Here is a 14,714-nt window from a genome sequence, read left to right on the forward strand (position 1 = left end):
CAGGTCGAAGCGGAACTTCGCAATCCGCGAGATCGTCGGCGCATGACGAATCACAGCGAAACGACTGGATCCTCCGGGAACGGTGACATCGGCGGACGAGACGGGTGCGAGGAGCAGGACGGACTCGGCGGGGGCGACGGGCAGGCCGGGACCGGCGAGCACGTCGAATGCGTCACGTACGACGCACACGAGAGCGAGCACCAAGTCACCCTGCGCACCCCGTCCGAACTGGCCGACGCCCTGCCGTATCTGCTCGGGTACCGCCCCGAGGACAGCATCGTCCTGGTCGCCCTGCACGACCGGAGCGGACGCGGCCGGTTCGGGGGCCGGGCCCGGCTCGGTATTCCCACGAACAAGGACGACTGGGCCGCAGTGGCACGGCAGTTGGCCCACGGCCTGATCACCGGAAGCGAGCGCAGAGGAGCCAAGCCCGAGCAGATGGTCGCCTACCTCTGTCAGGAACCGGCGGCAGGCGAGTCCGGGAAGCAGATCATGGAGCGACTGGCTCCCCTGGCCGCGTTGCTGCGTACGGAGTGCGGCCGGCTCGATGTGCCCGTGATCGAGGCGCTGTGCATCTCCGACAGCCGATTCTGGTCCTACTGCTGCCCGAGCGAGGGATGCTGTCCCGTCGAGGGACTGCCGATGGGGCTGCCCGGCACCTCCGTGCTGGCCGCCGCGGCGACCTACGCCGGGCTGCAAGTCCGGGGCACACTGCGCGAGTTGCGGGCCAGGCTGCAGCCCTGGGAAACCGCAGCCGCGCTGGAACAGGAAGTCGCACTGGACGCGACGAGCATGGCGCTGGTCCCCAGGATGCTCGAGGGAACGAGCCGGCTGGATGTGGCCGAGGAGACGCTGGCGCTCGCCGAGCGGATCCTGGGTCGGTTCGCCGGAGCACCACCCGTCGCCGGCACCTTCCAGGCGGACCTGCGCGACGACGAACTGCTCGGACACGAAGAAGCTGCGGCCCTGATCCTCGGCCTGCAGGACCGAGTGACCCGCGACCGCGCGGCCGAGTGGATGGAGGCAGATGAGGCCTGCCTGGCCCTGCGGCTGTGGCGGGCGCTGGCCCGTCGTTGCGTCGGACCGTACGGCGAACACGCTGCGGCGCCGCTCACCCTGGCCGGCTGGGTCGCGTGGTCGGCAGGCGACGACATCGAGGCCAGGGAAGCCTTGGCCATGGCACTCGGCGCGGATCCCGGTTACCTTTTCGCCCGTCTCCTGCACCAGGCCTGCAACGAGGGACTGGATCCGGAGTCGATTCGTCTGTGTCTGCGCGCGGAACGCGACGGACGTGCACCGTCGGGGGCCGGACGAGCGCGCGACGAACAGGAAGCCGAGGTGTCGGCGCAGCAGGACACGGCCGATGCAGGTGGGGCTCGGTCGGTGCCCTTGTCCGACACGGCCTCCCGCCGTCGACGGCGGACACGTTCAGGCACTCGCCCCGACGCCCGCTCGCACCCCGCGGAGGCGGAAGGAGGACCGTCCGGAGCGGATGAATCCCGCCCCCGCACACGGGCGTCGGGCAGTACACGCCCCGCTCCTCAGCGGGCAGGAGGCACACGTTCGCGGACTTCGGGCAAGGAAGGCACGCGTCGGCGCGGGACCTGCTCCGGCGGCGCGCGGGCCGGGGGTGACGCTGTTGAGGGGGAGGGATGAGCAGTTGTTGGGGGAGTAGTGGTCCCGTGTGGGAACGCGGTGCGCCGGAGTGGTCGGTCTTTCGTCGCCGGGGCGCTGATGGGGCGACGCGGGCGGTGGTCCGGTTCCTCAGGTCGGTCGGCGAGTGGGTGCGGCGTGAGGTCGGCCGCCGGTGGCCGGACAGTGGGCGAAGCCAGGGCACGGCGGCGGTCCCGGTCGCCGTCGGGGGTGCCTGCCGGCGCGCGGTCGATGGGTCGGCCAGGGACATCGCCGCACGCCGGGCAAAGGGTGGCGACCAGAGAGAGGCGACAGGCGTCGCGGACCGGCACGCCCAGCCGCGCGGCCATTCGGTCGGCTTCCGTACCCGCGGGCGTGACTCCGAAGAGGTCCGCCCCGTTCACCTGAGTGGCGGAACGCCTGGACGGGCTGTGCCGCCGGACCACCCTTGTCCCTCAGGAGCCCCGCACCCGGCGCCGAACACGCCCGAGGCGCACAGAGCGCAGAGGAAGCGCCCCTTGCACCAGCCGACGCCGCCCTCCGCCGCCGACGACCGTCCAGCCCTCGACATGCCTGCGCCGCCCTGGAGCGGTGATGCCGGCCCGCTGCCGCGGGCGGCGGACGCGAGCACACCCGAGCCGAGGTTCCCGAACGGCACAAGCCGGACGTCCGCGGAGGCCGAGCCCGCCGCGTACCCGTCCTCGCAGACGGTCAGGGATGGCCGCAGCCCGTTACTCACGGAGCGGGACCGGCCGGCGTCTCGCTCCACGGAGCCGAAACGACGTCCGTCTGGGCCCACGGGGCACGAGCAGCCCTCGGCCACGAGCACATCTCGACCCCTGTCCATGGACCTGAACCGGCCCTTGCCTCCGGACCAGAGCCGAAGCCCCTCCTCGCCGGGGGCCCAGGGCCGACCTCTGCCCTCCAACACCGGCCGTCTTCCTCGCCCGTCCTCGCCCGCTCCCCACAACCCCCTGCCACCGTCCTCGCCAACCCCGTCCCCGGGCCCACGACGTTCCGTCGACCTGCCTCCCGCACACACCGCCATCATCTGCGTGGCGCTCCCGGGCCTCGCCATCTCCACGGATCAAGGGCAGCTGACGGGGCAGGGGCTGGAGGGTTTCTACCGTGCCGGCCGGCGCGTGCTCTCCCGCTGCCAGGTCCGGGTCGCAGGCCGCGAACCCGTCGCCGTCCAGGCCTGGACGACCGCGGCGGACCGTGCACGCTTCGTGGGAACCCTGCACGCCTCCCCAGGATCCGGTCCGGACCCGGACGTCGTCGTCGAACGAACACGTCATGCGGACGGGACGGAACGCATCACGCTGCGCAGTGCGGCTCCCCGTCCGCTGCGCCTGCCGGTCGAGGTGGCCCTCGGCACGGACCTCGCGGACCTGGGCGCGATCGCGTCAGGCCGTGCGGGGCCCGAACTGGCCGCGAGCGTCCACGACTCCGGCCTGCGCTGGTCCTGCGCGGCCGGCAGCGCATCGGTCACGGCCAATCCGCCGCCCGCCGACGCACTGGCGTCGGCCGGCCTGCTGCGCTGGGAGTTCGACCTTCCCCCGGGTGGCACGGCGAGCCTGGAGTTGCGGGTGCGCCCGGACGGCGCGGGCCCCGTCCGGGCCGCGGGACGCGCCTCGACGAGTCCCCTGGCCCCGGCGCGGGCTACGGGCGACCACCCCGGAGTCCAGCCGCTGCTGAGCACGAGCATCGACGACCTCCAGGCCCTGCTGCTGCGCGACCCGGCCCATCCCACCGACACGCACCTCGCGGCAGGCGTCCCCTGGCGCTGCGGCCTGGCTCCGGCCGAGGCGCTCGTCGCCGCCCGGATGGCGCTGCCGCTCGGCACCCGGCTCGCCGCGGCAACGCTCCGCACACTCGCGCGTACCCAACTCCGGGGCCCTGCGGCGCAGTCCGGCATGATTCCCGGGCCGCGGAGGGACGCGGGGCCGCATCTCCCGCCCGGCTGCACGGGCACGGAAGCCACCCTGCTCTTCCCCGTGCTCCTCGCGGAGGCTCACCGCTGGGGGCTCCCGCAGGAGGAGGCGGAGGAGCTGCTGCCGACGGCCGAGCTCTGTCTGAGCTGGTTGCGGACGGCCGTGGGGGAGGGGACGTACCTGTGCGATCCGCAGCCCGGCGGCCCCCTCCGCTGCGAGACGCAGGCGCATGCCCACCGCGCGGCGGTGCTCGGCGCGGACCTGCTCGACGCGTTCGGCAGACCCGGCGGTGCAGGGCTGCGGCAATGGGCCCGGGAGCTGCGGACGGCCTTCCGCGAGGACTTCTGGGTCGAGGACCGGGGCGGCGGTCGACCAGCGGCCGCCGCCGCCCCGGACGGACGCCTGGTGCCGCAGCTCGCTGCCACCACCGTCCATCTGCTCGACACCGGGCTGGTGGGCGGGGGCGAGCAGGCGCCCGGGCTGCTCGACAGAGTGCAGACCGAACAGCTCGCCCGGCTGCTCGGCAGCCCGACCATGGATTCCGGTTGGGGACTGCGCGGACTGGGCGCGAAGGAGGCGGGATACAACCCGTTCGGTCACCGCACCGGCTCCGTACGGGTCCATGAGACGGCGGTCGCCGTCGCGGGCCTGGCCGCCGCCGGCTATGAGAAGGAGGCCGGTTCCCTGCTGCGGGGCCTCCTTGCCGCGGCCGACAGCTTCGGCCACCGGCTCCCCGAGATGTACGCGGGGGAGCAGCGCACCGACGGGAGCGCTCCCCTGCCCCATCCGGCGGCCTGCCGCCCCTCGGCCACGGCAGCGGCCACCGGGGTCCTCCTGCTGACCGCCCTCGCGGGAATCCGCCCCGACGCCCCGGCCGGAACGGTCACGCTGCGCCCCGTGCGCAGCGCACCGCTCGGCGAGATCGGCCTGACAGGACTCAGAGTCGCGGGCGCCCCCTTCTCCGTAAGGGTCAGCCGACTCGGTCTGGCCATGGTTGAAGAGGCGGCCGACGGCCTGCAACTGGGAGCGTGACCTCGTACGACGTCGCGCCCGACGGTGTCGGGAGCGCATCGAACGACCCCTGCCGGACCGACGTGGATCAGCTGCCGATGCGGCCGACGAAGGGAGTGTTTATCGTCAAGCAGACGACTATGATCGCCGCATGCCCTACGACCCGTCAGCTTTTCCGCCCTTCGCCGTCACCGTGGATCTGGTCGTGCTGACCGTGCGCCGCCATGCCCTGTGTGCGCTGGCGGTGCGCAGGGGAGAGGCGCCGTTTCAGGGGCGCTGGGCACTTCCCGGCGGTTTCGTACGGGCAGACGAGGATCTGGCACAGGCGGCGGCACGTGAACTGGCCGAGGAGACCGGCATGCGCGCCCACGATCCGGCCGTCCCCGTCCAGGACAACGGCGCCCACCTGGAACAACTCGCGACCTACGGCGACCCCAAGCGCGACCCCCGGATGCGTGTGGTGAGCGTCGCCCATCTCGCACTCGCCCCCGACCTGCCCGCTCCCCGGGCGGGCGGCGACGCCAGCAACGCGCGCTGGGCCCCCGTCGAGGAGCTGTTGGAGCAGGGCGGTTACGGCCGCAACGGCGAACCGGTCGCGCCGCTCGCCTTCGACCATGCGCAGATCCTTTCGGACGGTGTGGAGCGCGCCCGCTCGAAGATCGAGTACTCGTCGCTGGCGACCGCCTTCTGCCCGCCCGAGTTCACGGTCGGCGAGCTGCGCCGTGTCTACGAAGCGGTCTGGGGCGTGGCGCTCGATCCGCGCAACTTCCATCGCAAGGTGACGGGCACCCCGGGCTTCCTGGTTCCCACAGGCGGTACGACCACCAGGCAGGGCGGCCGCCCTGCCCAACTCTTCCGGGCCGGTGGCGCCACCCTGCTCAACCCTCCGATGCTGCGCCCCGAGGTGTGACGCCGGGGCCCAGGAGACGGGTGCGGAACCAGCCCGGGGCCGAACCATGTTCGGCCCCTGTTCCGAACGGCGAACACTGGTCCGAGCAGTTGATCGCCCCGCTGTGGGGCGAGCCTTGCGGTGCCCTAAAAACCGGACATAGCGCGCTATCTTGCTGCGGGTGATCGAGGCCTTCGGACTGACCAGCAACTCCCGCAAGGACGTTCCGCCCGCCGTCGACGACGTGTCCTTCGAAGCGCGCGCAGGCCGTGTCACCGCGCTTCTCGGAGCGCCGGGTGCGGGCAAGACGACGGCGCTCAGACTGATGCTCGAACTCCAACAGGGCCGTGGCATCACTTACTTCAGAGGCCGCCCCCTGCACCGCATCGCCCATCCCTCGCGGGAGGTCGGCGTGCTCATGGGCGATGTGCCGGGCCATCCCGCCCGCACGGTCCGCGGCCACCTGCGCATGCTGTGCGCCGCGACGGGCGTTCCGGTCCGGCGCGCCGACGAAGTCCTCGAAGTCGTCGGCCTGGTCAGTCTGCGCGACGAACGGCTCGGCACCCTCTCGCGCGGCATGGACCGCCGCCTCGGCCTCGCCTGCGCCCTGCTGCCGGACCCTCACACCCTGCTGCTCGACGATCCCGCCGACGGGCTCTCCACTCGCGAAAGCCACTGGCTGCACGGCATGCTGCGGGCGCACGCGGCCCAGGGCGGCACGGTCCTGTTCACCACGTCCGAGCCCAAGGAAGCCGCGCGCACCGCCGACCGCGTCGTCACGCTCGAGCAGGGCAGACTCGCCGCCGACCAGGAGGCCGCGGAATTCGCCCGCACCCGACTGCGCCCCCGAGTCGCCGTCCGCAGCCCTCATGCCGGTCGCCTTGCGGCCCTGCTCGCCAAGGAGGCCCGAACCGCGCAGCGCTCCGTGGAAGTCGTCCGGGAGGACGGCAACCGTCTCTCCGTGTACGGCAGTACATGTGCCGACGTCGGCGAGACCGCCTTTCGCCACGGCATCCTGGTCCACCAACTCGCCGACGAACTCGGGGACATGGGACCGGGTGCGGGGCTGCTTCCCGCGGAGGCGCCCCATGGGTCCGAGGGCACGCAGCCGGACGGCACGGCATCGGACTCCGCCGAGCCCGAGAGGGCAGGGGAAGCCGGCCCGTCGGCCGGTGCGGTCGAGAGAGGCATTCCCGCCGGCCAGGGAACGGGCAGTGGTCCGGAAGTCGGCGGCGGTCACGCAGCTCTCCGCTCCGCCGCGGCCCTCAAGGCCACCGATCCCTTGTCCCCCCTCCCACCCCCCATCTCCGTCCGCCCCGCACCCAGCCCCCTGCGTCCGCTTCGCTACGAGCTGCGCCGCGCCGCCGGCATCGGGACGGGGTTTCTCACCGCCGCCGCAGTCCTCGTCACGTCCGCCCTCACCGCCGTATTCCTGGCCCGTGTCGGTCACACCCCGCAGCCGCGTCTGCTGGCCGCGTGGCCCCGGGAAATGCCGCTGCCGCCCGCAGCGCTCGGTGCGGGACTGCTCGGCGCGCTCGCGTTCGGGGACGAGTTCCGCCACCCCGCCCTGGCAGCGGACCGCGGCACCGTGCCCCGCCGGCTGGGGCTGCTCGCCGCGAAACTCGTCGTCGCCGCTGCCACCGCTCTGGTGCTGGCCTTCCTCACGGTGGGCTGCGACGCCGAAGTGCTCTATCTCGTCTACGGACGGGAGCTCACGGAAGTTCCGGCCGACTGGTTGTCGTTGAGCGCGAGTTGGCTCGGGCTCGTCGTCGGGTGTGCCTGGGCCGGTGTCCTGGCCGCAGGCGTCTTCCGGTCCACCACGGCGGGGCTCGCTGCGGTGGTCGCCGTACCGATTCTTGTCGTACCCCTCGTGCAAAAGGCGTTGGAGGGGGCGTCCGTGCGGGCGGCGGCCGGGTTTCCCGCACGGCTGCGCGAGGTGTTCCTGCTGCAGTGGCCCTTCGGTGGAGAGCGCTATCTGACCGGCGTCGCACGTGTGCTCGTCCAACCCGTGGGCGGTGCGCTGACGTTGTCGCTGACCACCCTGCTCTGTGCATATCTGCTCACGACCCTCCGGAGCAGGGTCCGATGACGACCGTCCGTGCCCTTCCGGTTCCGACCTGCGCACAACTCCCCGGGAAAGCCCATTTCTTTCCGATAAGGCGTCAATTGCGACGGGGTGAGCGATCACCCTTTCGTGTGCTTTTCACCAAAGACCTCAAGGGAGTTGAGAACGGCGCCGACAAAGGATCCGTGAGTACCCTTGCGCACACCATGATGACCGCCGCCCGCTCCGCCGACTCCGGTCTGGCCGGCCCGGGCGAACTCGACCGCTACCCGTATGCCGAGGCCCCGGCCGCCGACCGCGTCGGCGCCCCCATGTGGGACGGCTCGGACCCTGAACTGGGCCGGATGGGCCGACGCGCCGCCGGCAGTCGCGGACGCGGGCTCCACGGCCAACTCGTCCAGCAGCTGGGCCAGATGATCGTCTCCGGTGACCTGGGCGCCGACCGCCCGCTGGTGCCCGAGGAGATCGGCCAGCGTTTCGAGGTCTCCCGCACCGTCGTCCGTGAGTCGCTCCGAGTCCTGGAGGCCAAGGGCCTGGTCAGTGCCCGCCCGAACGTCGGCACGCGCGTGCGCCCCGTCAGCGACTGGAACCTCCTCGACCCGGACATCATCGAATGGCGGGCCTTCGGGCCGCAGCGCGACGACCAGCGCCGCGAGCTGAGCGAGCTGCGCTGGACGATCGAGCCGCTGGCCGCGCGCCTGGCCGCCGGACACGGCCGCGAGGACATCCAGCAGCGCCTCGGCGACATGGTCGAGATCATGGGCCACGCCATGGGGCAGGGTGACGCGCTCACCTTCTCCCGGGCCGACGCCGAGTTCCACTCCCTGCTCATCCAGGTCGCTGGCAACCGCATGCTGGAGCACCTTTCCGGGATCGTCTCGGCCGCCCTTCAGGTCTCCGGCGGCCCGGTCACCGGCTGTGACCGGCCGACCGAGGCGTCGCTGGCGCACCACGGCCGGATCGCCGACGCCCTCGCCGCGGGGGACGGCATGGCTGCCGAGAACGCCATGCGTCAGCTGCTCATCGTCCACCCCGAGGTGGAGCGCGTGGTGCCCGCGCCGCGCGAGCACTGACTGCACACCGCGGGCGGTGCGGCCGAGGATGTCTCCCCCCTCCTGTGACATCGCTCGGTCGCCGAACCGCCTCCGTCGGACCCCGCAGGACCCTCCCGGGGATCCTGCGGGGTCCGACGGTGCATGAGGTGACAGATCTGTTGAAGCGCCCCGGCCAGGGCTACTGGTGACCGCCTCTGCCCGTGTCTGACCGTTTTTGAGCGCTTACGGGGTGTGACTCGGGCCACGCAGATTGGGCGTAACGCTCGTGGGAACAGCGCGATGACCTAAGAGGTGACAGCCGCGGAGGGAATACGGACGCCGATTCAGGCGCTGTGTATCTTCCCGGCCCCCGCCCGCGCCGTCGGTCCTTTTCCAGGCCGGTGGTCGGCTCCTGTCCGCCGTGGACGGGGCCGGAAGCCGTTTTCCAACGTTCCGAGAGGTTGTTCGTGTCGGCCAGCACATCCCGTACGCTCCCGCCGGAGATCGCCGAGTCCGTCTCTGTCATGGCGCTCATTGAGCGGGGAAAGGCTGAGGGGCAGATCGCCGGCGATGACGTGCGTCGGGCCTTCGAAGCTGACCAGATTCCGGCCACTCAGTGGAAGAACGTACTGCGCAGCCTCAACCAGATCCTCGAGGAAGAGGGTGTGACGCTGATGGTCAGTGCCGCGGAGCCCAAGCGCACCCGAAAGAGCGTCGCAGCGAAGAGTCCGGCCAAGCGCACCGCCACCAAGACGGTCGCGGCCAAGACGGTGACCACCAAGAAGGCCACCGCCACCGCCACCCCGGCGGCGCCCGCGGCGGAGCCCGCCGTCGAGGACGAGGCGCCCGTGACGAAGGCCGCCGCCAAGAAGACGACGACCGCCAAGAAGGCGGTCGCGAAGAAGACCGTCGCCAAGAAGACGGCGGCCAAGAAGACGACCGGCGGCAAGGACGACGCCGAGGTCGCCGAGGACGAGGTCCTCGAGGATGCCAAGCCCGGCGAGGAGGAAGAGGAAGGGGCCGAGAACAAGGGCTTCGTCCTCTCCGACGACGACGAGGACGACGCGCCCGCCCAGCAGGTCGCCGTGGCCGGTGCCACCGCCGACCCGGTCAAGGACTACCTCAAGCAGATCGGCAAGGTCCCGCTGCTCAACGCCGAGCAGGAGGTCGAGCTCGCCAAGCGCATCGAGGCCGGTCTGTTCGCCGAGGACAAGCTGGCCAATGCCGACAAGCTCGCCCCGAAGCTCAAGCGCGAGCTGGAGATCATCGCCGAGGACGGCCGCCGCGCCAAGAACCACCTTCTGGAGGCCAACCTCCGTCTGGTGGTCTCCCTGGCCAAGCGCTACACCGGCCGTGGCATGCTCTTCCTGGACCTCATCCAGGAGGGCAACCTCGGTCTGATCCGCGCGGTCGAGAAGTTCGACTACACCAAGGGCTACAAGTTCTCCACGTATGCCACCTGGTGGATCCGTCAGGCGATCACCCGAGCCATGGCCGACCAGGCCCGCACCATCCGTATCCCGGTGCACATGGTCGAGGTCATCAACAAGCTCGCGCGTGTGCAGCGCCAGATGCTCCAGGACCTGGGCCGCGAGCCCACCCCGGAGGAGCTGGCCAAGGAACTCGACATGACCCCCGAGAAGGTCATCGAGGTCCAGAAGTACGGCCGCGAGCCCATCTCGCTGCACACCCCCCTGGGCGAGGACGGCGACAGCGAGTTCGGTGACCTCATCGAGGACTCCGAAGCCGTCGTCCCGGCCGACGCGGTCAGCTTCACGCTCCTGCAGGAGCAGTTGCACTCCGTCCTGGACACCCTGTCCGAGCGCGAAGCGGGCGTCGTCTCCATGCGCTTCGGTCTCACCGACGGTCAGCCGAAGACCCTCGACGAGATCGGCAAGGTGTACGGCGTCACGCGTGAGCGCATCCGCCAGATCGAGTCCAAGACCATGTCGAAGCTGCGCCACCCGTCGCGTTCCCAGGTGCTGCGCGACTACCTCGACTAGGCCACGGTTCTACGACGTCGAAGGCCCGGTTCCCGCCAGGGAGCCGGGCCTTCGTGCTGCGCGCGGGGGCGCTCTGCATGACTCTGGGTTTCCGATCGTCACCCGATCGTCACCCCGGAGTGAGGAGCATGCATGCGTCGTCCCATTGCCCGGGCGCTGGCCCGGCCGCTGGTCATGGCGGCCGTGGCGGCCGCCATACCGTTGGTGTCCGCGGCCCCTGTGGCCGCCGACAGCATCGTCGTCGGCAGTTTCCCGGTAGACGTGTCCAGGAGCCCGTGGACGGTGGCGCTGTCCAGCCGTGACCGGTTCGGAGGTACGCGGGCCGGGCAGTTCTGCGGCGGTGTCGCGGTCGGCCGGACCACCGTGCTCACCGCGGCCCACTGCCTGGGCGACGACGTCCTGGGAGCGCCGCCGAACCGGGTCCGCGACCTCAAGGTCATCGCGGGCCGTACGGATCTGCTGTCGGACCAGGGCGAGGAGATCGCCGTACGCGACTCCTGGGTGAACCCGGACTACGACGGCGGGACCAACGCAGGGGACTTCGCCGTGCTCACGCTCACCGAGCCGCTGTCGCAGAGCTCGGTCATCGGAATGGCGGCCGCCGGTGACCGGGCCTACGAACCGGGGACCCGCGCCACGGTCTACGGCTGGGGCGACGTCACAGGCGCCGGTGACTACGCGCGCGGGCTACGGGCGGCACGCGTGCACGTGCTGCGCGACGCGCTCTGCGAGGAGGCCTACCCGGGCAGCGCCGACGGCACCTACCTCGCCGACTCCATGCTGTGCGCCGGAGAGCGGCGGGGTGGGCGAGACGCCTGCCAGGGGGACAGCGGGGGGCCGCTGGTCGCCCGGGGGAAGCTGATCGGGCTCGTGTCCTGGGGGAGCGGCTGTGGGCGTGCGGGCAGTCCAGGCGTCTACACGCGTGTGTCGGACGTCATGCGGACGTTGGAGTGGGGAGGCGCCCCCAGGGCCACCTGAGGGCGCCTCCCCGAGGCCGAGAGGCCTCGTCGGGTACGAGTAAGGGCGGCTTTGCCCCTGGGAGCAGGGACAGCCGCCCTTGTGCCGGCCTGTGCCGGAGCTGGCTCGTCGTGGAACGCGAGTGTCAGCGCTCTTCTTCGGAGGCGGCTGCAGGAGCGGTCGTCAGTCGCTCCGTCTCGTCCTGTATTTCAGCGGCGATCTTCTTGAGTTCCGGCTCGAACTTGCGGCCGTGGTGGGCGCAGAAGAGCAGTTCGCCGCCGCTGAGCAGTACAACGCGCACGTATGCCTGTGCGCCGCAGCGGTCGCAGCGATCGGCGGCCGTCATGGGGCTCGCGGGGGTCAGAACAGTAGTCACGTCGCCTCTTCTCTAGCTCGACGAGCTGTCGTACCAGGGTCAACATCCAACCAGCCCTAAAACGTTCCCGCTCGGGGCTTTCACTCGAAAAAATCTTTCGAGGCCGGCTGTCTGCTGCCGGTTGGCGGCGAATGTGCCGTATTGCTTGTCTGTGTGTCGTACGGTTTCGCGCTGTCGGTCAAGGTTCGTCCTCCCGGCTGGGTTGCCGGTTGTTCATGAGGACGTGCCCGGAGCCTAAATGGTTCATGCCTGGAAGGGAACGTGATATGTACTTCACTCCATCGAGGGATCGAACATGCATGCGACTCTGGACTAGTCTGCGTTCAGACGAGGGTGGCGTTACAACGGCTCTACCAGGCCTCGGTACCCTCTGAGCGGCAACCCAAGCCGTGCCCTTACCCAGAAGGGCCCCACCTGAAATTCAGCGAGGAGCGAACCGCGTGACCGCCGAGACGTCCGTGCCGTCCACAGCTCTGCTGGCAGGAGCAGACCGGGACGGGTCCAACTACACCGCGCGGCACCTGCTCGTCCTCGAAGGGCTCGAGGCCGTACGCAAGCGCCCGGGCATGTATATCGGCTCGACCGACAGCCGTGGTCTGATGCACTGCCTGTGGGAGATCATCGACAACTCCGTCGACGAGGCCCTCGGTGGTTACTGCGACCACATCGACGTGATCCTCCATGACGACGGCTCGGTGGAGGTCCGGGACAACGGCCGTGGCATCCCGGTCGACGCCGAGCCCAAGACCGGCCTCTCCGGTGTCGAGGTCGTCATGACCAAGCTGCACGCCGGCGGCAAGTTCGGCGGTGGCTCGTACGCGGCCTCCGGCGGTCTGCACGGCGTCGGCGCCTCCGTGGTGAACGCCCTGTCCGCCCGGCTGGACGTCGAGGTGGACCGCAGCGGGCACACACACGCGATCAGTTTCCGGCGCGGTGTCCCCGGAGCCTTCGCCGCCGCGGGCCCGGACGCCAAGTTCGAGACCGGTGGCCTGCGCAAGGCCAAGAAGATCCCCAGGACCCGCACCGGCACGCGCGTGCGCTACTGGGCCGACCGCCAGATCTTCCTCAAGGACGCCAAGCTCTCCCTGGATCACCTGCACCAGCGGGCCCGCCAGACGGCGTTCCTGGTGCCCGGCCTGACCATCGTCGTCCGCGACGAGTTCGGTCTCGGTGAGGGTGGCAGCAAGGGCGAGGAGTCGTTCCGTTTCGACGGCGGCATCAGCGAGTTCTGCGAGTACCTGGCCACTGACAAGCCTGTCTGTGATGTCCTCCGCTTCTCCGGCCAGGGCACCTTCAAGGAGACCGTCCCGGTCCTGGACGACCACGGCCAGATGACGCCCACCGAGGTCACCCGTGAGCTCGGCGTCGACGTCGCGATGCGCTGGGGAACCGGCTACGACACGACGCTCAAGTCGTTCGTCAACATCATCGCCACGCCCAAGGGCGGCACCCACGTCGCCGGCTTCGAGCAGGCGATCGCCAAGACGATGAACGAGGTGCTGCGCGCCAAGAAGCTGCTGCGCGTCGCTGAGGACGACGTCGTCAAGGACGACGCCCTGGAGGGCCTCACCGCGGTCGTCACGGTCCGCCTCGCCGAACCGCAGTTCGAGGGGCAGACCAAGGAGGTCCTCGGTACCTCGGCGGCCCGCCGCATCGTGAACACCGTGATCTCCCAGGAGTTCAAGGCGTTCCTGACGTCCACGAAGCGGGATGCCGCGGCTCAGGCCCGGGTCGTCATGGAGAAGGCGGTCGCCGCCGCCCGTACCCGCATCGCGGCCCGCCAGCACAAGGACGCCCAGCGCCGGAAGACGGCCCTGGAGTCCTCGTCGCTGCCCGCCAAGCTCGCCGACTGCCGCAGTGACGACGTGGACCGCAGCGAGCTGTTCATCGTCGAGGGCGACTCCGCGCTCGGTACGGCGAAGCTCGCCCGGAACTCCGAGTTCCAGGCGCTGCTGCCGATCCGCGGCAAGATCCTCAACGTTCAGAAGTCGTCCGTGACGGACATGCTCAAGAACGTCGAGTGCGGCGCGATCATCCAGGTCATAGGAGCGGGCTCCGGTCGGACCTTCGACATCGACGCGGCCCGCTACGGCAAGATCATCATGATGACCGACGCCGACGTGGACGGCTCCCACATCCGTTGTCTGCTCCTGACCCTGTTCCAGCGCTACATGCGCCCCATGGTCGAGGCCGGCCGGGTGTTCGCCGCGGTGCCGCCGTTGCACCGGATCGAGCTGGTCCAGCCGAAGAAGGGCCAGGACAAGTACGTCTACACGTATTCGGACCGTGAGCTGCGCGAAAAGCTCCTGGAGTTCCAGAGCAAGGGTGTCCGGTACAAGGACTCCATCCAGCGCTACAAGGGTCTTGGTGAGATGGACGCCGACCAGCTGGCCGAGACGACGATGGACCCGCGGCACCGCACCCTGCGCCGGATCAACCTCGCCGACCTGGAGGCCGCTGAGCAGGTCTTCGATCTGCTGATGGGCAACGATGTGGCGCCGCGCAAGGAGTTCATTTCCGGGTCGGCAGCGACGTTGGACCGGTCGCGCATCGACGCGTAGCCGCTGCGCTGGGCTGGGGCCGGGGGTTTCACCGGCCTCGGCTTCGCCTTCGGCCGGGCTTGTGTTCCCACCCGCACCGCCCGTGCGGCATTCGTCGTCGGGTGCGGGTGGCCTCTGTGGGGCGGGTGCGCCGTTGGCGGCTGCGGGCTGCGGGCTGCGGGCTGCGGGCTGTGTGGGTGCGGGTCGCTCGGAGCCTGCCGGGGGTGTCTCCACCCGTGGGTGGAGGTTCCGCCCGCTCGGGGATCCACCCGT

9 protein-coding genes are annotated in these 14,714 nt (G+C 70.7%); 8 read left to right on the forward strand and 1 reads right to left on the reverse strand.

Going from position 1 to position 14,714, the window contains the following annotated elements; all coding sequences use genetic code 11:
• Window positions 1-42: 42 nt before the first annotated feature.
• The 7 genes from IG08_RS0122625 (at window position 43) to IG08_RS0122655 (ending at window position 11,546) form a co-directional block, all read left to right on the forward strand.
• Entirely contained in the window at window positions 43-1,656 is a 1,614-nt protein-coding gene (locus IG08_RS0122625; protein WP_030605445.1) for a DUF4192 domain-containing protein, read from the forward strand.
• Window positions 1,657-2,687: 1,031 nt separating this feature from the next.
• Window positions 2,688-4,598 (forward strand): glycogen debranching N-terminal domain-containing protein, encoded by a 1,911-nt coding sequence (locus tag IG08_RS0122630; RefSeq protein WP_234342943.1) that lies wholly within the window; start codon window positions 2,688-2,690, stop codon window positions 4,596-4,598.
• 130 nt (window positions 4,599-4,728) lie between these two features.
• Window positions 4,729-5,487 (forward strand): NUDIX hydrolase, encoded by a 759-nt coding sequence (locus tag IG08_RS0122635; protein ID WP_030605449.1) that lies wholly within the window; start codon window positions 4,729-4,731, stop codon window positions 5,485-5,487.
• Between the two features lie 160 nt (window positions 5,488-5,647).
• Window positions 5,648-7,555, forward strand: a complete 1,908-nt coding sequence (locus IG08_RS0122640; RefSeq protein WP_030605452.1) for an ABC transporter ATP-binding protein — start codon at window positions 5,648-5,650, stop codon at window positions 7,553-7,555.
• Between the two features lie 161 nt (window positions 7,556-7,716).
• Entirely contained in the window at window positions 7,717-8,604 is an 888-nt protein-coding gene (locus IG08_RS0122645) for a FadR/GntR family transcriptional regulator (RefSeq protein WP_078655692.1), read from the forward strand.
• 428 nt (window positions 8,605-9,032) lie between these two features.
• The gene (locus IG08_RS0122650) at window positions 9,033-10,568 is read left to right on the forward strand and encodes an RNA polymerase sigma factor (RefSeq protein WP_030605457.1); all 1,536 of its coding nucleotides are present in this window, start codon (window positions 9,033-9,035) and stop codon (window positions 10,566-10,568) included.
• Between the two features lie 132 nt (window positions 10,569-10,700).
• Window positions 10,701-11,546, forward strand: a complete 846-nt coding sequence (locus IG08_RS0122655; protein WP_030605460.1) for a S1 family peptidase — start codon at window positions 10,701-10,703, stop codon at window positions 11,544-11,546.
• A gap of 124 nt (window positions 11,547-11,670) precedes the next feature.
• Here IG08_RS0122655 and IG08_RS0122660 read toward each other — a convergent pair whose 3' ends face one another.
• Window positions 11,671-11,901 carry a DUF7455 domain-containing protein gene (locus IG08_RS0122660; RefSeq protein ID WP_030605462.1) on the reverse strand — a complete coding sequence of 77 codons (231 nt, stop codon included), beginning with the start codon at window positions 11,899-11,901 and terminating at the stop codon, window positions 11,671-11,673.
• 440 nt (window positions 11,902-12,341) lie between these two features.
• Here IG08_RS0122660 and IG08_RS0122665 point away from each other — a divergent pair, with 440 nt between their 5' ends.
• On the forward strand, window positions 12,342-14,462 hold the full coding sequence (locus IG08_RS0122665; RefSeq protein ID WP_030605464.1) for a DNA gyrase/topoisomerase IV subunit B: 2,121 nt from the start codon (window positions 12,342-12,344) through the stop codon (window positions 14,460-14,462).
• Window positions 14,463-14,714 lie beyond the last annotated feature (252 nt).

The organism is Streptomyces fulvoviolaceus, assembly GCF_000718165.1.
GTDB classification, from domain to species: domain Bacteria; phylum Actinomycetota; class Actinomycetes; order Streptomycetales; family Streptomycetaceae; genus Streptomyces; species Streptomyces fulvoviolaceus.

Excerpts from the sequence above, each read along its gene's own strand:
- IG08_RS0122625 (WP_030605445.1), top strand. The coding sequence starts at position 43 with ATGACGAATCACAGCGAAACGACTGGATCCTCCGGGAACGGTGACATC.
- IG08_RS0122655 (WP_030605460.1), top strand. The coding sequence starts at position 10,701 with ATGCGTCGTCCCATTGCCCGGGCGCTGGCCCGGCCGCTGGTCATGGCG.
- IG08_RS0122635 (WP_030605449.1), top strand. The coding sequence starts at position 4,729 with ATGCCCTACGACCCGTCAGCTTTTCCGCCCTTCGCCGTCACCGTGGAT.